Source organism: Stenotrophomonas sp. CASM114 (genome assembly GCF_049384325.1).
In the GTDB taxonomy this organism is placed as follows: domain Bacteria; phylum Pseudomonadota; class Gammaproteobacteria; order Xanthomonadales; family Xanthomonadaceae; genus Stenotrophomonas; species Stenotrophomonas muris.
This window is the reverse complement of the sequence record NZ_JBMRGJ010000001.1, coordinates 340,987-359,949: the sequence shown is the minus strand read 5'-3', so window position 1 is coordinate 359,949 and position 18,963 is coordinate 340,987. Positions and strand designations below refer to the sequence as shown.

The following is an 18,963-nucleotide window of genomic DNA, read 5'->3' as shown; positions in this document are numbered from 1 at the left end:
GGCCGGGATGCACCCATCGCCGGCCATTGTGGCCGGCGCGCACAGCCCTGCATTGGCTATTAGCGGCCGCCGCGGGCGAGTCTTGAGCGTTCGCGACCCCGGCGCCAGCTGCTGCAGGCAGGCCAAGGGCGGCGCCGCTGTCTGTACGCACGGTTCCGGCAGCGGCTGCGCGCGTGCCGGATGAACGATGCGGCAGCGGTGATGAATGCGACATCCGGCGCAAGCAGATGTCGACACGCCCTGCCGTCAGCAGGTGCTGCGTGGGGATGACCGATGGCTCAGCGCACCGACTGCGGCACGCGCCTCAGCTTTGCGGTGTCGTAACCCATGGCCGCGATGCGCTGCACGGCCTGCTGGTAGTCGCTCTCGGACACCTGTGGCGTGCGTGCCATGTACCACACGTAGTCGCGTTTGCTGCGCGCGACGATGGTCTGGCCGTAGTCATCGCGCAGCCAGGCAATCACATACTCGGCCTGGATCGGCCAGATGAACTGCATGCCCCAGATGGCGCCGTTGCCGTCCTTCCCGACCCGTCCCACAGGGTGCATCGACTTCTGGGGGGCGTCGAAGCTGCCCTTGCGATAGGTGAAGGTGGTCTGGATGCGCCCGTCGGGCTTCAATGCGTAGCTCTCCACCGCGTCGAAAGCTTTGCGCTCCGGCCATGAGGGGATGTGGGCGATCACATACCAGTCGCCCATGAAGCGTGGCACGTCCACTGAGGGCGGGCGGGGCAGGGGACGGGTATCGGTGGAACTGCAGCCGGAACCAAACAGGCTCAATGCCAGCAGGGGAAGCAGCGAGCGCATGCGCATGTCACACCTCAACGGGGGCGGAACAGATAGTGGGCGACCAGCCACTGCTGGCCGTCGTCGTAGCCGAACAGCTCGGCGCATGCCATCCAGAACATGCGCCAGCGCTGCCACCAGATCTTCGCGGCGGCCTGGCCGTAGGTCGCGACCAGCACCGGCATCACCGCCTCGCGTGCTGCATCCTGGTTGGCCAGCCAGTGGTCGGCCGTGCGCTGGTAGTGGGTGCCGTCCAGCAACCAGCGCTGGTCAAGCCGCAGGTCGCGCTGGAAATGCAGCAGCGTGTCGGCCGCCGGCATCAGGCCACCAGTGAAGAAATGGCGGCCCATCCAGTTGTCGCCGCCCTCGGTCTCGAACGGGTACATCAGCGTGCGGTGGGCGAAGATGTGCACGAACAGCGCGCCGTCGGGCTTCAGCCACTGGCTGATGCGCGCCAGCAGGCGCTCGTAGTTGCGCACATGCTCGAACATTTCCACCGAGACGCAGCGGTCGAAGCGTGCGGTTGGCAGCTCGAGCTGGTTGACGTCGCGGGTGATCACCTCGACGTTGTGCAGCCCCCGGGCCTGGCACTGCGCCATGATGTGCTGGCGCTGGCTGTGCGAATTGGACACGGCGGTGATCGCGGCGGCGGGATAGCGCTCGGCCATCCACAGGGTCAGCGAACCCCAGCCGCAGCCCAGTTCGAGGATCTGCTGGCCATCGGCCAGTCCGGCGCGCTGGCCGTACAGCTCCAGCATGGCGTCCTCCGCCTGGTCCAGCGTTTCGCGCCCGGTGGGGTAGTAGCAGCTGCTGTACTTCAGGCGCCTGCCCAGGCAGGCCTGGAAGAAGGCCGCCGGAACCTCATAGTGCTGGCGGTTGGCCGCGTCGGTATGCAGCGCGAGCGGGCTGTCGGCCAGCTCGGCGATGCGACGGCCGAAGCGTGCGGACTGTGCTTCGATACCGCCCAGCATTTCCTCGTGCAGGCGTTGCGCGCACAGGCGACGGATGCCGGCGCGCAGCGCGGCATCGGGAACCAGGCCGCGTTCGGCCCAGGCGATCAGCCCGGTTTCCGCGTCGTCGGCCGGGGTCAGTGACGGAATCGCGCTCATGCGGAATGCTCCTTGGAAGGACGAGGGAACCAGGGGAAGAACATCGGCGTGCTGCGCTGGTAGGCGCGGTAATCGTCGCCGCGGCTGCGCAGCGCCTGCTTTTCGGTGAACGGAATGCCGCTCAGGTAGCGCAGGAACACATACATCAGCAGCGGGCCGGACCACGCCAGCCACCACAGCGGCGAGCCGACCGCGAGCAGGACATAGCTGAACCAGTGCAGCCACTCGAAGAAGTAGTTGGGGTGGCGGGAGTAACGCCAGAGCCCGGCGCGGCAGGTGCGACCCTGGTTTGCCGGATTCGCGCGGAACCGGGCCAGCTGATGGTCGGCCAGGCTCTCGCCGCCGACGCTCAGCAGCCAGACGAGTGCGGCGGCCACGACCCACAACGTCATGCTGGTCTGTGGATTGGCAGCCACCGCGACGAAGGGCAGGGCGAACAGCACGACCAGCAGTGCCTGGGCCATGAAGAAGCCGAAGATCTTGGCTTGATGCCCTTGCCAGTAATCGCGCAGATAACGGTAGCGACCGTCTTCCTGTTCGTGGCGGACCCGATGCCACAGGTGCAGTGCCAGTCGGCTGCCCCACAGGCCACCGAGCACGCCCAGTGCAATGCGTGGCGCCGCCGCACCATCGCCGAGCCACGCCAGCAACAGGGCCGAAGCACCCACGCCCTTGGCCCAGAGCACATCGACCACGCCGATGTTGCGGTGGCGCCGCTGCCAGGCCCAGCCCCAGCTCATCACCAGCACGGCATACAGCAGTACCCACACCAGATTGATCATGACGGCGCTCCGGCCAAGGGCGGCGGGATGGTGCGGGAGCCGCGACGAGCGGCCATGCACAGCAGCGAAAGCGCGATGCTCCAGCCCACCCCCAGTACCAGCAGGCCTTGCCACAGCGGCGTAGTGAATCGAACCGCATCGAAACCGCGCGCTGCGGAGAGATAGGCCAGCGGGGCCAGCAGCAGGCCGAACGCGGCTGGCAGGGCAGGGTGGCGAAGCAGGAAGCGCATCGAAGTGGTCAGCGTCATCGCAAACGCGGCCCACAACGCCATGATCCAAAGGGGTGGCGTCCAGCCCAGCGGGGCCGCGGCGTAGCGTACGGTGCCGCTGGCGGCGGCACTGGCGTCGACCAGCCACGCGCAGGCCAGCGCCAACAGCATCAGCCGAAGATCCAGCCGAGGTTGCGGCGAGGTCAGCAGCTGGCTGCCGATGTAGAGCGACGCTGCCAGCAGCGCCGGCCATTGCCAGCCGCGCCCGGCGCCGGCCACGGCGCACAGCCAGACCAGCTGGTTGCCAAGCAGATTGGCCCAGAACCGGCGCACCTCAGCCGCCTTGACCCGATGCGCCAGCGGGACGATGCCCGGGGCGCGCCAGCAGCAGATGCGAAACGCCGATCGAACGCTCCAGGAAGCCGCCCTCGCAATAGGCCAGGTAGAACTCCCACATCCGGCAGAAGCGCGTATCAAAGCCCTGTGCCTGCACAGCGGGCAGCTGGGCAAGGAAGCGTTGGCGCCAGGCGCGCAGGGTCAGTGCGTAGGAGTGGCCGAAATCCTGCTGGGCGACCAGCTGCAGGTCACTGGATCGGGTCTTGGCCGCCACCATCGCGTTGATCGACGGAATGAAGCTGCCCGGAAACACATAGCGCTTGATGTAGTCGACGCTGCGCCGTGCCTGCTCGTAGCGGTGATCTTCGATGGTGATGGCCTGCAGCAGGGCGACACCATCGGGCTTGAGCAGGCGCTGCAGCGTTGCCATGTAGGTGTCCAGGTATTCGGCGCCGATGGCTTCGATCATCTCGATCGATACCAGCTTGTCGAACTGGCCCTGCAGGTCGCGGTAGTCCTGCATCAACAGCGTGACCTTGTCCTGCAGCCCGGCGACGCGGACGCGCTCGCTGGCCAGTGCATGCTGCTCGGCGGAGATCGTGGTTGTGGTGACGTGGCAGCCGTAGTGCTGCGCCGCGTGCAGCGCAAAACCACCCCAGCCGGTACCGATCTCCACCACGCGGTCGCCCGGCTTGAGCTGCAACTGCTGGCAGATGCGGTCCAGCTTGCGCCGCGAGGCGGACTCCAGCGACTCGCCTTCTTCGGCGAACAGGGCCGAGGAATACATCAGGTCCGGTGACAGGAACAGGGCGAAGAAGTCGTTGCCGAGGTCATAGTGCGCGGCGATGTTGCGGCGGCTGCCTTCGCGGCTGTTGCGGCGCAGGCGGTTCCAGCCGCGCAGCAGCCAGCCTCCCACGCGCGCCGGGCCGTGTTCCATGCTGTCGAGCAGATCGCGGTTGCGCACCAGCAGCCGTATCAGGGCGACCAGGTCGTCACAGCGCCATTCGCCATGGATGTAGCTTTCGCCGGCGCCAACGCTGCCCTGGGCCGCCACCTTGCGATAGAACGCCGGGTCCTCGATGGTGACGGTGACATGCAGCTCGCCGCGGGCATCGCCCAACCAGACTTCGCCCAGCGCGTCGCGCACGCACAGGCGGCCGTCGCGCATCGGGGCGAGCTGGGCCAGCAGGCGGCGGCGCAGGAAGGCATCCAATGCGCCGGGGCGCGGCAGCGCGACCGAAGGAATCATCGAATTCATCGCGGTTTCTCGGCAAGGGTAGGGTGGTCGTGTACGGGATTGCGTTTCAGCCACAGCCGCAACGCATGCCAGTGGATGGCGGCCACCACCTGGGTGGTCATCAGTGGATAGCAGGCCAGGACGCGGGCCAGCCCGCGGCCATCCAGGGGGTGTCGTTGCATGACCTGGGTGGCATCAAACTGGCGCGCGCCGTCGCGCCAGACCTGCATATGCACGCGCAGGTCCTCATCAGGGCAGTTGAACCGCCAGTCGTAATGACAATCCATCGGCATGAAGGGCGAGACATGGAAGCACTTTTCGAACCGCCAGCGCAGCGAGGTGCCTTCCTGCGTGGCCGTTGCGACCGGCAGCACGTAGGCGTGCCGTTCCTTCCAGGGTGTGTTGGTGATCTCGGCGACGATGCAGTCCAGCGTGCTGCCATCGGCCCGGTAGCAGTAGTAGAAGCTGACCGGGTTGAACACGTGACCGGCGAAGCGCAGATGGGTGAGCAGGCGGACCGGGCCGGTGGGCCGGTAGCCCAGGGTTGATGCAGCGTGGTCGCGCACTGCATCGGCCAAGGGCCGCGCGGGATCGCCGAAGTAGTCGCTGCGACGGAACTCGGCCAGATTGCGGCGATTGATCGACCACAGCCAGCGCCCGGCGAACACGCTGTCGAGTTCATCCAGGTCGAGCAGCAGCTGTGCGATCGGATAGCGGAACGCATGCGGGTGTGGCAGGTGCCTGCGGTGCGCCACCTGCCCGAAGTAGAGCGCACTGGCGCTCATGCGGCCACCTCGCCGGGAGCCGCCATGACGTGGTGCGGTTCACAGGTGCGCAGTGCATCGACCACGCGGCGGGCGCTGCGGATGCCGTCCTCATGGAAGCCCCAGCCCCAATAGGCGCCTGCGAACCAGGTGTGGCGGCGGCCCTGCAGCTCGGCCCAGCGCTGTTGCGCGCGCACTGCGGCATGGTCGTGCACCGGGTGCGCATAATGCAGGGTGCGCAGCACCTTGCCCGGGTCGATTGCCTCGCTGCGGTTGAGCGTTACCACCAGGGGCGTGCTGCCGGGCAGGCCCTGCAGCTGGTTCATGCAGTAGCTGACCGTGCAGGGCGCAGCAGGGTCGCGGGGCACATGGGCATTCCATGCCGCCCACGCCTTGCGGTTGCGCGGCAGCAATGACGCGTCGGTGTGCAGCACCGCTTCGTTGGCCTGGTAGCGGATGGCGCCGAGCACGTCGCGTTCGATGGGGTCGGCGTCACGCAGCAGCGCCAGGGCCTGGTCGCTGTGGCAGGCCAGGATGACCTCATCGAAGCCTTCCACGCCGGCCGCGCTGTGCACGCGAGCGCCCCACGGCATGCGCTCGACCGACTGTACCGGGCACTCCAGCCGCTCATGCACCCGCCAGCGGGCGCGCAGGGCGTCGACATAGCGGGCCGATCCACCGCTCACCACCCGCCAGGGTGCGCGCCCGGTCATCTGCAGCATCTGGTGGTTGGCCATGAACTGGGCCAGATAGCGCGCCGGGAAGTCCATCACCGTGGCCGTCGGGGACGACCACAGCGCGGAGGCCATCGGCAGCAGGTGCTCGTCGATGAAGGCATCGCCGTAGCGCTGGCTGCGCAGGTACTGCCCCAACGTTGGGCCCTCGTCTTCTGCCAGCAACAGGGGGGCATCGCGGTAGAACCGGCGCAGGTCGGCCAGCATGCCCCAGAACCGCGGCGACACCAGGTTGCGGCGCTGGCAGAACAGGCCATCCAGCGAGGTGGCGTTGTACTCCACGCCGCTGCGCTCGCTGTGCATCGAGAAGCTCATCGTGGTCGGCTGCGAGGCTACGCCCAGCTCGTCGAACAGTGCGGTCAGCAGCGGGTAGTGCTGGGGATTGAACACGATGAAGCCGGTGTCCACCGCCATGCGGACGCCATCCACCTGCACGTCGTGGGTGTGGGTATGGCCGCCCAGATAGTCGTTGGCCTCGAACAGCGTGACGTCGTGTTCGCCGTCCAGCCACCAGGCGCTGGCCAGTCCTGCAATGCCCGAACCGATGATCGCGATGCGCATGTCAGTACCTCGCCTTGGCCAGCACCCACTCGGGAATCGGCTTGAGCCCTTTGACCAGCCCAAGCGCCGCCATTGCGCGCAGTCCATACCAGGTCAGGTCCACTTCCCACCAGCGGAAGCCCTGGCGGACGGTGCCCGGGAAGAAGTGGTGGTTGTTGTGCCAGCCTTCGCCGAAGGTGAGCAGCGCCAGCCAGAGATTGTTGCGGCTGTCATCGCGGGTCTCGAAGCGGCGGCGACCGAAGCGATGGGCCAGCGAATTGATGGTGACCGTGGCGTGGAACAGCACGATGGTGGAGATGAAGAAGCCCCACACCAGCAATTGCGAGCCGGAGGTATGCAAGCCTGGCGCCCAGCGCTCCAACCCGGCGCCCAGTGCATACAGCGCTGCGGCCAGCAGTACCGGCACAGCCGTATCGAAGCGGTCCAGCCAGCGCAGCTCCGGGTAGCGCGCCAGGTCGGGCACCCGCGACAGGTCGGTGGCAAAGGCCTCGCGGGTCAGGAACCAGCCCATGTGGCTGCGCCAGAAGCCGCCCTCACGGGGGGAGTGCGGGTCCAGCGGCTGGTCGGCGTGACGGTGGTGGTGGCGATGGTGGGCGGCCCACCACAGCGGCCCGCGCTGTACGCTGGAGGCGCCTATCACCGCGAACACGAACTGCACCGGCCGCGATGCCTGGAAGGTGCGATGCGAGAAGTAGCGGTGGTAGAACGCCGTGATGGCGAACATGCGCACCGCATAGAGTGCTGCAGCCACGATCACCGCTGTCCACGAGATGCCCACCCAGATCACTGCGATGCAGGCCAGGTGCATCAGCGCGAAGGGCACGGCGCGCACCCAGTCGATCCGCCCCGGCCGCTCGCCGGTGGCCTCTGCGGCGTTGCCGGTATCGAACCAGCGCTGCAGCGTGCGCAGCAGGCGCCAGCGTCGACGGGGGAGGGGCGCTACAGAGGCCATGGCGGATCTCGGCGGGTTTCGTGTCTTCCTCTACGCGGCAGAAGGCCCACTGGATGCGGAGCGCGGCAGGAAATTTGGATTTCACCTGGCCGTAACGGTGCAGCGATCTGTCAGCGGCTGCGCCCAGGCCTGCTGCCATTCGCTGGCGGGGTGACCAGCCGCTGCGGCGATGAAGCGCACCGTCACCTGTGGATAGGCACCGCGTTGATCGCGCAGGTTGCTGGTGCCACGGAACTCCAGCAGGCGCTGGTCAGCGCTGGCATATACCAGCGCAAGGCGTGGCGCGATGCCGCCGTACCAGGTGTCCAGGCTGACCTCGATCGACTGCGCATCGGTCCCCTGCCAGCGCTGCGGGCCGGTGCGCCTTACCTGCACCGGGAAGTAGCGCTGCCGCGCTGGGACCAGGAAGGGCAGGGTCACACGCTCGCCGCGCATGAGCGCCTGCCAATGCAGGCGCACCGCCGCGTCGAACCCTGCGTCGATGACCGCGCCGGTCGGCAGGTCGAGCTCGCGCTGCACCGGTGGGCTGCCGGCATCCTCCTTCCACGCGATCGAGACCCTCCCGCTGGCGGCCTCGACGTCGGCCTTCTGGCCGCTGCGCCGGTCCTCCAGGGTATAGCCGCGCGCCTGTGGGTCCGCGCTGGCCGGCAGGTGCTTGCGGGCGAAAGGCCGCCCGTCCGCGCATTGGTACAGCACCCAGCGCTCGGCACCCTCGGCCGCATCGCGTCGCCAGTGCACCTCGCGGTAGAGCAGGTCGCCGCGCGACGACGTTGCTACCCCCTCGCTTCGCAGCCAGGGCGCGGCCAGCGCGGCATGGGGCAGGCACAGCAGCAGCCAGGCGGTACGCATCGCGTTCATCCGGGAAAGGAGGGCTGAGGTCATACGGCGGGGATGGGCGGTTGGATGCGTCTGCAGCGGCTGCATCCAATCACGGCCCCTGCGCGTACAGAGGACAGACCTTCACCCGCCCGCCGCGAACGCCGATGTACCCTGACGCCGCCAGCAACCCCCTCAACTTCGATACCGCACGCATCGTGTCCAGTTCCCAGCAGCCGAGCAGCGAGCCGACGAACTGGGCCGGTGACATGGACGGCGTGGCACGGCTTCGTGACCGCGACTGTTTCATGCGGATCTATGATTACTTCATGCCGCGGCTGTGCGTATACCTGCGGGGCCTGGGCGTGCCTGACGCGGTGGCCGAGGAACTGGCGCAGGAGAGCCTGCTGCGGCTATGGCTGCGCGCGGCCGACTTCGATCCCGCGCAGGGTGCGCTGAGCACGTGGCTGTATCGCATCGCCCGTAACCTGCACATTGACCGCATCCGCCGCGAGCGCAGCTGGATGCAGGTGCAGGCTGCCGTCGAGGACGCAGCAACCCTGGATGTGATCGAACGCAGCAGCGCCGAACAGTTTGCCGACCAGGCCCGGCTGCGCCAGCGCATCAACGAACTGCCCGCCGTGCAGGCGCGCTTGGTGCGCATGTCCTATTTCGAGGCCAAGAGCCACAGCGAGATCGCCGAGGCGATCGGCATGCCCTTGGGCACGGTCAAGTCGCATCTGCGGCGCGCGTTCCTGCAGCTGCAGGCCAAAGTGGGAGGTGCGCTGTGAACCCGCGCCACCACCTGCACGAATCGACGTTGATGAGCTATGCCGCAGGCGCGCTGCCCACGCCACTGAGCGTGGTCGCTGGTACGCATCTGGAGCAGTGCCCGCACTGCCGCCAGCGCCTGCGCGAGGCCGAGGCAATCGGCTCGGTGCTGCTCGAGCAGACCCAGCCGCCCGCGCCTGATCCACGCCGCGAACAGCTGCGCGAGGCCATGCTGATGCAGCTGGCTGCGGAAATGCCGATTGCCATGGACCAGGCCGCGCGTCCCGTGCCGAAGGAGCGGCCCGAGGCCGACCCGGACCATCTGCCTGCCTCGCTGCACCCCTACTTCGGGGCATCGCTCAGTGGATTGCGTTGGCGCTGGATGGCACCCGGCGTGCACTGCATCCGTGCCGAGCAGATGCCTTCGCTGATCATGCTGAAGATCGCCCCGGGCAAATGCCTGCCCATGCACAGCCATGGCCGCAGCGAGCTGACCCAGATCCTGCGCGGTTCCTACAACGATGCGCTGGGGCTGTTCGCACCCGGCGACGTGGCGGACCTGGATGAAGACGTGGAGCATCAGCCGGTGACCGCGCCGGGGGTGCCGTGCATCTGCGTGTCGGCGCTGGATGCACCGCTGGTGTTCAGCGGGTGGCTGGCGCGCAAGATCCAGCGGTTCGTGAAACTCTAGTGCGGCCCTGGCCATGGCTCAGGCACGGACATTGCGGATTCTCCTGACCGGCGCTGCAGGCCTGGTGGGGCAGGGCGTTGCCCTGGCCTGCCAGCGTTCGCCGCAGGTTGCCGGCTTGACCGCGCTGGTGCGGCGCCCGGGCAGCCTGCGCGGACCCGGCAGCGAACGGGTGGTCCCGGACTTCCTGCACATCGACGCGCAGCGTGATGAACTGGCCGGGTACGACGCATGCTTCTACTGTGCCGGTGCGCCACCGGTTGGCACTGCCGAGGCCGAGTACCGGCGCGTGACCCTGGACACCACACTGGCAGTGGCCCGCGCCTGGGCTGCGGTGAATCCGCAGGGGTCCTTCCTGTATGTCTCCGGCGCAGGCGCGGACCCGCAAAGCCGGCTGATGCCGCTGCGGGTGAAGGGCGAGACCGAGCGGGCGTTGCAGGCGCTGCCGCTGCGCGCGGTGATGCTGCGTCCGGGCGGGGTCCGGCCGGTGCCGGGGACAGGTACCCGGCATGCCCTGTTGAAACCCCTGTACTGGGGCGGCGCACCGTTGATGAAACTGGCCGGTGCGCTCGCGCCCTCGCTGATGACCAGCAACCTGGCGCTGGGCATGGCCATGATCGCCCTGGCCGGAAGAGAAAACCCGCCGGCCACGATCGAGTGCGCGGATATCAACCGGATCGCGGCAGGCATGCGCGATGCGTCCGCCTGACCTCAGCGCGGCGCAGCCTCCAGCGCGGTGCGCACTGCCAGCGCAAGGTCACTGCGGGTAAATGGCTTTGGCAGCAGGGCGGCTGCACGCCCCTGCGCGCCAACCGCATCGTGGTCGCGTGGATAGCCTGACGTGAACAGGACCGCGATTGCCGGCCAGCGTTCACGCACCTCACGCACCAGCTCCCAGCCGGACATGCCCGGCATCACCACGTCCGAGAACAGCAGGTCGACCTTGGTGTCCGGCCGTTCCAGCAGCCGCAACGCCGAGGGGCCGTCGTGCGCTTCCAGCACGCGGTAGCCCAGCAGGCGCAGCGCATCGACTGTATGCGCACGGACATCGTCGTTGTCCTCGGCCACCAGCACGGTTTCCTCGCGTGGCGAGTAGCCGGCCAGGCCCGTCTGCGGGACGCGAGCCTCGCAAGGCAGCGCCAGAGGCGAGCGCGGGAACATCATGGTGATGCTGGTACCGCCGCCTTCCACCGAATCGATCAGCACGTGGCCACCGGACTGCTTCACGAAGCCGTGCACCATCGACAGGCCGAGCCCGGTGCCGCGGCCGACCTGCTTGGTGGTGAAGAACGGCTCGAACACGCGCGCCAGGGTGGCCGCGTCCATGCCGTGGCCGTTGTCGCGCACCCGCAGCATCACATACTCGCCGGGGGAAGCATCCGGGAACAATGCGGCGTAGTCGTGGTCGAGGTGGCTGTTGTCGACTTCGATCACCAGGCGGCCGCCGTGCGGCATCGCGTCGCGCGCATTGACCGCCAGGTTCAGCACCGACGCTTCCAGTTGGCTGATGTCGATCTCCACGCACCAGATGTCCTCGGCGGTGCGGATGTCCAGTTGCACCAGTTCGCCCAGCGCCCGCCGCAGCATGTCCTGCATGTCCAGCAGGCACTCGTTGAGGTTGGCTGCCTGGCTGTGCAGCGGCTGGCGCCGGGCAAAGGCGAGCAGGCGCTGGGTGAGGCTGGCGGCACGGCCAACCCCCTTCAGGGCATTGTCCAGGGCACGGCTGGCCATCGCGCCGGCTTCGCCGGCCCGTTCGCTGAGCAGCATGGCGTGCTCGATGTTGCCCGAGATCACCGTCAGGATGTTGTTGAAATCATGCGCGATGCCGCCGGTGAGCTGGCCGACCGCCTCGATCTTCTGCGACTGGCGAAGCGCATGCTCGGCCTGCCGCCGCGCAGTAGTTTCCACCGCCTCCGATACCACGGCGGTGGCCACGCCGTCGGCGTCCAGCAGCGGGCGCAGCGAGACGTCGAAGCTGCGCCGGCCGGTGGGCAGTTCCAGCTCGAGGGAATGCAGCGAGTTGCGACCCTGCGCCGCCGCGGCGACGGCCTGGTCAACCACCGCGCCGACGCCGTCGGTGTTGGCGAACCACAGGGATTCGCCGAAGCGCTGGCCGACAATGTCCTTCTTGTCCGCCAGCACGGCGGCCAATGAAGCGTCATTGGCATCGACCACGCGCCCGGACAGATCCAGCAGCACCTGATGCTGGAAGCTGGATTCAAAGATTGCCTGCAGCCGCCGTTTGCTGGCCCGCAGTTCGGCGGTGCGCGCCTGCACCTGCTGCTCCAGGGCCTGGTTGTCCTCACGCAGGGCCAGTTCGGCCTGCTTCAACACCGATACATCGCTGCCCATGCAGATGTAGCCGGCCACGCTGCCATCGGCGGCATGCTCCGGCACGCAGTCCATCTGCACGAATCGTGACTGGCCGCTGCGATGCACGAGCTCGACCTGGAAGCTGGTGCGCTCGCCCTGCAGCACGCGTTCCAGGCTGGGGAGGGCACGTTCGAAGGCGCTGATGCCGCTGACATCGCGGGCAAGGCGTCCCAGCAATTCGGCCTGGCTCACGCCATGCCAATCCAGGAACGCCTTGTTCGCGAAGCGGTAGCGGTGGTCCTTGTCGAGCCGGGCGATCAGCGCCGGAACGGCGTCGGTCACCTGCTGCAGCTGCGCCTGGCTCTCATTGAGCGCAGCCTGCGCCTGCACCAGCTGGTTGCGCTCGTGGGCTTCCTGCCGCGCGCGACGGATGGCATCCGGCAAGCGCTGCAGGCGCTGCTTCACCACATAGTCGCGTGCGCCGCGGGTCAAGGCCTGCACGGCCAGCTCTTCGGTCAGGGTGCCGGAGACGAAGATGAAAGGCGTGTGCGGGATGCGCTCGCGCGCCAGCGCAAGGGCGGCATCGCCATCGAATCCAGGCAGTACGTGGTCGGCCAGGATGATGTCGAAGGGGCGATTGTCGATCGCCTCGATGAACGCATTGCGGGTCCACAGCCGCTCGGCCTCGAAGTCGAGGCCTGCGCGCTGCAGCTGTGCGCTGATCAGCTCCGCGTCAAGCGCGCTGTCCTCCAGCATGAGGATGCGCAGGCGCTCACTGCGGCGCGATCCATCACGCATGGTGCTGCCCCGAACCGTTGGGCCGGTGCGGCGGTGGCTGGTTGGTGATGCCCCAGAACATGCCCAGCCCCTGGATGGCATCGAAGAATTCCTTGAAATCGACCGGCTTGACCACGAATGCATTGACGCCCAGTTCGTAGCTCCGCACCAGGTCCTGCTCCTCGCGCGAGGAGGTCAGCATCACGATCGGGGTGCTGCTCAGCTGCGCGTCGCCACGGACCTGTTCGAGCACTTCCAGGCCATTGACCTTGGGCAGCTTCAGGTCCAGCAGCACCACGACCGGGCCACCGTGCATGGCGCCGGCGAACTTGCCTTCGCAGCGCAGGTAGTCCAGCGCCTCGGCGCCATCGCGCACGTGGATGACGTCGTTCAGCAGCTGGCAGCGTGACAACGCGGCCATCGTCAGCTCGGCGTCTTTGGGGCTGTCCTCGACCAGGAGGATCGGCCGCAGGTCCCTCATGGGTGATCTCCTGTGGAACGGGGTAGGGTGAAATGGATCGTGGCGCCCTTGCCGGGTTCGCCCTCGGCCCAGGTGCGGCCGCCGTGGCGGCCGATGATGCGGCGCACATTGGCAAGGCCGATGCCGGTGCCTTCGAATTCCTCGACGTGATGCAGGCGCTGGAACACGCCGAACAGCTTGTCCACGTAGCGCATGTCGAAGCCGCAGCCGTTGTCGCGCACGAAGAAATGGTCTTCGTCGTCGTTGCGTTCGTGGCCGACCTCGATAACCGCCTGCTCGCGCTCGCGGGTGAACTTGATCGCGTTGCCCAGCAGGTTCTGCCAGACCAGGCGCAGCATGGTCGGATCGGCCTCGACTTCCGGCAGCGGCGCCAGCGTCCACTGCACCTCGCGGCCGGCATAGTCCAGGGCCAACGTCCTGCGTACGTCCTCGGCCAGCGCAGCCATGTCCAGCCGCACCCTGCCCACCGTCGAGCGGCCCATCTGCGAGAAGCTGAGCAGGTCATCCACCAACGTGCCGGCCGATTTCGCCGATTCCACGATGGTGTCGAGGAAGCGGCGTTCGGTGTCGTTGAGGCGCTCGCCCGCAGAGCTGCCCAGCAGCTCCGAGTAGCCGACGATGTGGCGGAAGGGAGCGCGCAGGTCGTGGCTGACCGAATAGGAGAACGCTTCCAGTTCCTTGTTACTGCGCACCAGCTGTTCGTTCAGCTCCGCCATTTCCTCGGCCTTGCGCAGCACGATGTCGACAATGGCGGTGCGCATTTCGTGCGCGGCATCGCAGTCGGCATCACTCCACGGCAGGCTGCGCTGCTGCACGGTCTCCTTCCACGCCTCGAACGAGTTCCGCGGCGACAGGGCCACGCCGGGTGCCTCGGTCTTGCGCGGGTCGCCCCCCCAGCGCACGGTGCGCACGACCTCCGGCCGGAACCACATCAGGTAGCTGTGATGGAGCTGCGAGATCGACACCGCCAGCAGGCCACTGGCCACGTCGGTCAGGTGCGCGGCAGGCGACCAGTCGCCGGCGAGATGATCGGTGCAGTACATTTCCTGCCCGGCGTGCTGGTTGGCCAGCCAGTCGGCCAGGGCCAGCACCTCGCTGGGGGGCGGGCACTGCCCCACGCGCATGCAGTCCCCCTTGTGCACGATGGCCGCGCCGGCCGCGCCGGTCAGGGACAGCAGGCTGGCCTCATCGTGGCGCAGCGCCGCCATGAACTCTTCGTCCCCGGCCATGCGTGCCAGCAGCTTGACCAGCACCGAGCGACGGGCCACGCGTTCCTCGATCGCGCGCGCGCGCTCCTTCAGCGCGATCTGCAGCGACAGGATCTGGCCCATGAACTCACAGGCCGTACGCACGTGGTACGGCAGGCGGCGCGGCTGCACCGCGTGGCAGGACACCAGGCCCCACAGCCGCCCTTCGTGCACCAGCGACACCGACATTGATGCCCCGGTGCCCATGTTGCGCATGTACTGCAGGTGCACCGGCGAGACGCTGCGCAGCACGGCCAGGCTCAGGTCGGTGGGAGGCGCGTCGCGATGCGCTTCCGCGCGCAACAGCGGCGCAGGGGTGTAATCGCTGTCCGCAATCAGGCGCACCCGGTTGCGGCGGTACAGCTCACGCGCCTGGGCGGGGATGTCCGATTCGGGGAAGCGCAGGTCCAGATAGGATGGCAGCAGGCCGTTGCCATCCTCGGCCACCACCGTGCCATTCCAGCCTGCATCGAACTGGTAGACCAGGGTGCGGTCGAAGCCGGTGAGGCGTCGCACATGCGCGGCGGCCAGCCTGCACAGGTCTTCCACCGTCGTGGCGGTCTCGATGCCGGACATCAGCTCGCGGATCGCCGGGTACAGCTCTTCCAGCGAACCGGGCTGGCCCGGAACCGGCGCCTCCAGTTCAACCAGAAGGTCGGTTGCAGACCGGTGCACGAGCAGCTGGTGGCGGCCATGGCCATCCAGATGCACCGCGCCCACGTGTGCGCTGCTGCCAACCGTGGCCTGCTGCAACACCGCCTGGAACGGCGCCAGCACGCCACCCATCACCTCGGCGACGTGTTGCATCAACGGCTCGCCGAACTGCTGCAGCAGGGCGGGGTGGCTGATGGCGCGCTCACGCACCTGCAGCGAGTGCGGTTCCACCACCAGAAGCACACCGTACGGCTGGATCGCGCCGGGGGTATGGATCGGTTCGCGCGCGCAACGCGACAGGGCAGCGTCGTGCGTGGGCTCAGCAGAAGGCATCAAGGGCGGGACTCATCATTCGTGAAGGGCAGGAACGACCCAGCGGTGTATCCGGTAACCATGGATGGTGAAGCAAAAGAGCGTATCCGCCTACCTCCCTGTGCATGTGGCGTGTCCTCCATTTGAAACTGAATTCTTCATACAAGCAGCGATGCGCATGCGGCAGGCGTCTCTGCCGGCTTCGCGGCCAGTGCATCTGCGCTGCACGCCGGCTCGACAGCGGCTGCCCTAGGGTGGCTCGACTTCCGTCGGATACCACGCCCGTGAACCTGCAGACCCTGCCTTCTACGCCGTACCGCATGCTGGCTGACAGTTGCCAGTTCGAACTGCTGGATGTGGATGCACTGCAGGACCCCGCCAGTGGCCGGTTGCTGCACCTGTATTCGCTGGTGGCCCGTTGCCTGTCCTGCGAGACGGTGTTCAAGGCCGAAGAAGGACAAGGGCTGGTCAGCCATTCGTCGGCGCGTGTGGTGCGTTGCCCCACCGGCTGCGGGCAGCAGGCGTTCAAGCCGGCGCTGTTGAGGAACTGGCGCCCACAGGTCGTGGCCCAGGCGTAAGTGATGCGGCGCGCTGTCACAGCAGCCCGGGGTTGGCTCGCCAGACTGCGAAGTTGAGCGCCGAGGCAAAGCAAATCCAGGCCAGATAGGGCAGCAGCAGTACGCCTGCCATCGTGCGGACACGCACGAACGCGAGCATCGTCGCGCACACCAGCGCCACCAGCACCAGGATGTCGGCGAAGGCGAGGGCGCCCAGCTTCCAGCCGAAGAACAGCCAGCTCCACAGTGCATTGATGGCCAGCTGCACCAGATAGAGCCACAGCGCAGGCCGCGCGCCGCGCCAGCCGCGCTCCCGCCAGACCAGCCACGCCGCAATCGCCATCATGGCGTACAGCAGGGTCCATGCCGGGCCAAACACACCGGCAGGCGGCGCCCATGCAGGCAGGACGAGGGTGGCATAGAAGCTGGCGGCGGACGTCGAGGCCCACGCGCCCAGTGCGGCGGCGGCGAAGGTGATCGCCACCCATCCCAGAAGGCCATAGGCCTGTGTGCGCTTGTTCATTGCGTGCAACTCGTCAATTGGGGCGTCGGTGTATACGCACCGGGGCCGGCAATGGATGCAGACGGTTGCCTTCAGTGCGACGAGCCTGCAGCACCCGTGCCCTGGCCCGCTGGCAGCAGGGAAGGCTGCTGGTCAAACCACTCGCGTGCCTTGGCCAGGTGCCATTGGCGCTGGTCGCCGTCCAGCTCGATGCCCGCACCCAGCAGCCCCCACCGTAGATAGAGATCACCGCGCTTGCGCTGTTCCAGCAGATCCAGCCGCGCGCGTACCGACAGGCGGTCGTTCTCGGCCTGCAGGCCATCGATGACCAGATGGCCAGGGCGCCAGCGCAGCGTCGCCTGCGCCTGTACCTGTCCGGAATCCAGCAGGGACAAGGTCCAGCGCGGGTAGTCGGTGCGCTCTGCGAACAGCGCCAGCAACGGTCGCGCATCGCTGAGATCGAGGTCCGTGGTGGCATCCACCTGGAACGGCGACTGCGCATCGATGCGCCCACGCCTGAAGTCCACGCGGCCTTTCCATGCCGTCGAGCCCTGCGTGCCCGCCACCTGCACGTTGCGCAGCTCGACCGTGGTGCCGGACAGATCGAAATGACGCTGGTTGAAGTCTCCCCGGCGCAGTGTTGCGTTCACGTCGATATCGCCGCCCATGTCCAGCCCTGCCACCTTTGCACTGGCGTTGCGCCCCAACAGCCGGGCCGTGCCATGGCCGACGCGCCCGTCGGTATCGAGGGTCGCATCACCACTTACGGTGCCGGTGCCACGGAGCAGCCGCACCTGGGGCGAGCCCAGATAACGGTTGTAGGCGGTCAGATCAGGGATGGTGGCTTCACTGAAGCGCAGCTGCGCGCGGACGCCTTTGCGCAGTTCCTGAAGGCGGCCATCGCCGGTCAGGTCCAGGGCCAGATCCCGGCCGTCGAACAGGCGTACGTCCTTGGCATCGCTTGGCCGCGCGGTGAAGCGGGGCAACCGGACGGCCAGCCGCGCCTGGCTGGGCGTGCCGGCCTTCAGTTCGCCGTGGGCGCTGGCCGTGCCTGCCAAGCGCACACCCGCCACCTCGGCCACGGCTTCGGCTGCAGGAATGTCCACGGTGCTGCCTTCGGTCAGCTCGCCGTTGCGAAGGCGCAGGTCCGCCTTCAGCGTGCCGCCGCCATCCAGCTGCAGCCACGGCTTGCGCACGAACAGGGCAGGGATCCAGTTGAGCGAGGTGAACGTCCATTCGCCGCGCACTGTGCCAGAGCTGCGTTCCAGCAGCTGTGCGGGCTGTTGGAAGGGAATGTCCCGGCCACTGATATGCAGATCGGCATCCACCTCGCTGCCTGAACCGGACTTTGGCGGCAAGCGGGCCTGCAGGCGCAGGTCCCTGGCCACATTGAGTTGCAGCGCCAGCATGCCGCGATCGGGGGCGCCGTCGCCCAGGTAGAGCGGCACCTGCCACAGCGCGTGGTCTCCGGGCTGCAGTTGGCCATCGATCAGGTGGAGTGCGGCCTGCAGCCGTCCGGGCACTGGTGCGCTGGAGATCTTCGGCGTTGTGGCATTGGTGTCCATGCGCAGGCCCTGGCTGCGGGCATCGACCTCGAGCTGGGCATGCAGCAGCTGAAACTTGGCCAGGCCGGGCGCCTGGTCCCGATAATGGCGCGGATAGCTGAAGCGCGCGGTGAGATCCATGTCGCCCAACAGCTGCACGCCGTCAAAGCTGGTGTCCGCATCGCTGAATGCAACCTCGGATTCGAACAGTTCCGACGGCCCGCCGCGCAGCTGCTTGAGGAAGCCCACCGTGCCCTGGCCCTGGCCGATGATCAGCAGCTTGCCGAAACGTGCGCTGCGGATACTGTCGCTGTGGATGGCGTCGAAGCGCAGGGTCCAGCCCCGGTTGCTGCGCGGCGGTGGCGGGATGGCCTCTTCCACGCGGCTGATCTCGGCCGAAACCCCGGTGGCCTGCAGCCGGGGCACCCGCACCTCGCGCTGGAACAGGGGCAGCACCGCCAAGCGAGCGCTGGCGCGGTCGGCGTGCAGCACGTAGACCGTGTGGTTCACATGGCCGCGCATGTGCACGTTCCAGGCGATGACATGGCCTGGCAGCACGGTAATGGCCGGCCCAGTGGTCATCACGAACTTGTGCGGCTTGCGGTTGGTGACCTGGTCGAACAGCGGTGTGTTGAGGAAGATGTTGCCGGCCAGCAGGTACAGCAGGTAGATGCCCAGCAGGACGCAGGCAGGAACACGCCACCGTCGAAGCCGGTGCGGGATGTGCGCGGAAACAGGGGGCATCTACTGCTCTGAAGGCCGGAATATCTGCAACTATTGCCGAGCCGATGGCGGTGGCGCGTGAAGCAGCTACGGAGCAGGCGTTGGATTC

18 protein-coding genes are annotated in these 18,963 nt (G+C 67.6%); 4 read left to right on the top strand and 14 right to left on the bottom strand.

Features of this window, described 5'->3' with window-relative positions; genetic code table 11:
• Positions 1-278: 278 nt before the first annotated feature.
• The 9 genes from VG566_RS01690 to VG566_RS01650 all read right to left on the bottom strand — a co-directional run bounded on the left by VG566_RS01690 (position 279) and on the right by VG566_RS01650 (position 8,318).
• Positions 279-812 carry a lipocalin family protein gene (locus tag VG566_RS01690; RefSeq protein WP_241883849.1) on the bottom strand — a complete coding sequence of 178 codons (534 nt, stop codon included), beginning with the start codon at positions 810-812 and terminating at the stop codon, positions 279-281.
• An 8-nt stretch (positions 813-820) separates the two neighbouring features.
• Complete coding sequence (locus tag VG566_RS01685; protein ID WP_241883850.1) at positions 821-1,894, bottom strand: SAM-dependent methyltransferase; 1,074 nt, start codon at positions 1,892-1,894, stop codon at positions 821-823.
• Positions 1,891-2,676 carry a DUF1295 domain-containing protein gene (locus VG566_RS01680; RefSeq protein WP_100450031.1) on the bottom strand — a complete coding sequence of 262 codons (786 nt, stop codon included), beginning with the start codon at positions 2,674-2,676 and terminating at the stop codon, positions 1,891-1,893. Before VG566_RS01680 ends, VG566_RS01685 begins: the two co-directional genes overlap by 4 nt.
• The gene (locus VG566_RS01675) at positions 2,673-3,218 is read right to left on the bottom strand and encodes a DUF2878 domain-containing protein (RefSeq protein ID WP_014647125.1); all 546 of its coding nucleotides are present in this window, start codon (positions 3,216-3,218) and stop codon (positions 2,673-2,675) included. The genes VG566_RS01680 and VG566_RS01675 overlap by 4 nt, the downstream gene beginning before the upstream one ends.
• A gap of 1 nt (position 3,219) precedes the next feature.
• Complete coding sequence (locus VG566_RS01670) at positions 3,220-4,479, bottom strand: SAM-dependent methyltransferase (protein ID WP_100450033.1); 1,260 nt, start codon at positions 4,477-4,479, stop codon at positions 3,220-3,222.
• Positions 4,476-5,243: a DUF1365 domain-containing protein gene (locus VG566_RS01665; protein WP_164109217.1), complete on the bottom strand. Its 768-nt coding sequence runs from the start codon at positions 5,241-5,243 to the stop codon at positions 4,476-4,478. The genes VG566_RS01670 and VG566_RS01665 overlap by 4 nt, the downstream gene beginning before the upstream one ends.
• Positions 5,240-6,517 (bottom strand): NAD(P)/FAD-dependent oxidoreductase, encoded by a 1,278-nt coding sequence (locus VG566_RS01660; protein WP_049439856.1) that lies wholly within the window; start codon positions 6,515-6,517, stop codon positions 5,240-5,242. The genes VG566_RS01665 and VG566_RS01660 overlap by 4 nt, the downstream gene beginning before the upstream one ends.
• 1 nt (position 6,518) lies before the next feature.
• The gene (locus tag VG566_RS01655; protein WP_075075970.1) at positions 6,519-7,469 is read right to left on the bottom strand and encodes an acyl-CoA desaturase; all 951 of its coding nucleotides are present in this window, start codon (positions 7,467-7,469) and stop codon (positions 6,519-6,521) included.
• Positions 7,470-7,550: 81 nt separating this feature from the next.
• Complete coding sequence (locus tag VG566_RS01650) at positions 7,551-8,318, bottom strand: hypothetical protein (RefSeq protein ID WP_241883851.1); 768 nt, start codon at positions 8,316-8,318, stop codon at positions 7,551-7,553.
• 134 nt (positions 8,319-8,452) lie between these two features.
• Here VG566_RS01650 and VG566_RS01645 point away from each other — a divergent pair, with 134 nt between their 5' ends.
• Genes VG566_RS01645 through VG566_RS01635 form a run of 3 tightly spaced genes read left to right on the top strand, consistent with a single transcriptional unit; the run spans position 8,453 to position 10,453 of the window.
• Positions 8,453-9,076: a sigma-70 family RNA polymerase sigma factor gene (locus VG566_RS01645; protein WP_014647131.1), complete on the top strand. Its 624-nt coding sequence runs from the start codon at positions 8,453-8,455 to the stop codon at positions 9,074-9,076.
• The gene (locus VG566_RS01640) at positions 9,073-9,747 is read left to right on the top strand and encodes a ChrR family anti-sigma-E factor (protein WP_049405290.1); all 675 of its coding nucleotides are present in this window, start codon (positions 9,073-9,075) and stop codon (positions 9,745-9,747) included. Before VG566_RS01645 ends, VG566_RS01640 begins: the two co-directional genes overlap by 4 nt.
• 13 nt (positions 9,748-9,760) lie before the next feature.
• Complete coding sequence (locus tag VG566_RS01635) at positions 9,761-10,453, top strand: oxidoreductase (protein WP_032961090.1); 693 nt, start codon at positions 9,761-9,763, stop codon at positions 10,451-10,453.
• Between the two features lie 2 nt (positions 10,454-10,455).
• Here VG566_RS01635 and VG566_RS01630 read toward each other — a convergent pair whose 3' ends face one another.
• The 3 genes from VG566_RS01630 to VG566_RS01620 are packed head-to-tail and all read right to left on the bottom strand — an operon-like array spanning position 10,456 to position 15,549.
• Positions 10,456-12,855, bottom strand: a complete 2,400-nt coding sequence (locus VG566_RS01630; protein ID WP_164076853.1) for a response regulator — start codon at positions 12,853-12,855, stop codon at positions 10,456-10,458.
• The gene (locus tag VG566_RS01625) at positions 12,848-13,315 is read right to left on the bottom strand and encodes a response regulator (RefSeq protein WP_014647135.1); all 468 of its coding nucleotides are present in this window, start codon (positions 13,313-13,315) and stop codon (positions 12,848-12,850) included. The genes VG566_RS01630 and VG566_RS01625 overlap by 8 nt, the downstream gene beginning before the upstream one ends.
• A complete protein-coding gene (locus VG566_RS01620; RefSeq protein ID WP_241883852.1) occupies positions 13,312-15,549 on the bottom strand; it encodes an ATP-binding protein in 2,238 nt (745 codons plus the stop codon). Before VG566_RS01620 ends, VG566_RS01625 begins: the two co-directional genes overlap by 4 nt.
• Positions 15,550-15,812: 263 nt before the next feature.
• Here VG566_RS01620 and VG566_RS01615 point away from each other — a divergent pair, with 263 nt between their 5' ends.
• Complete coding sequence (locus VG566_RS01615) at positions 15,813-16,106, top strand: hypothetical protein (RefSeq protein WP_014647137.1); 294 nt, start codon at positions 15,813-15,815, stop codon at positions 16,104-16,106.
• A 16-nt stretch (positions 16,107-16,122) separates the two neighbouring features.
• Here VG566_RS01615 and VG566_RS01610 read toward each other — a convergent pair whose 3' ends face one another.
• Both VG566_RS01610 and VG566_RS01605 read right to left on the bottom strand, forming a co-directional pair.
• The gene (locus VG566_RS01610) at positions 16,123-16,608 is read right to left on the bottom strand and encodes a TspO/MBR family protein (protein WP_053494703.1); all 486 of its coding nucleotides are present in this window, start codon (positions 16,606-16,608) and stop codon (positions 16,123-16,125) included.
• 71 nt (positions 16,609-16,679) lie between these two features.
• Positions 16,680-18,875 carry a hypothetical protein gene (locus VG566_RS01605; protein ID WP_241883853.1) on the bottom strand — a complete coding sequence of 732 codons (2,196 nt, stop codon included), beginning with the start codon at positions 18,873-18,875 and terminating at the stop codon, positions 16,680-16,682.
• Positions 18,876-18,963: the final 88 nt, after the last annotated feature.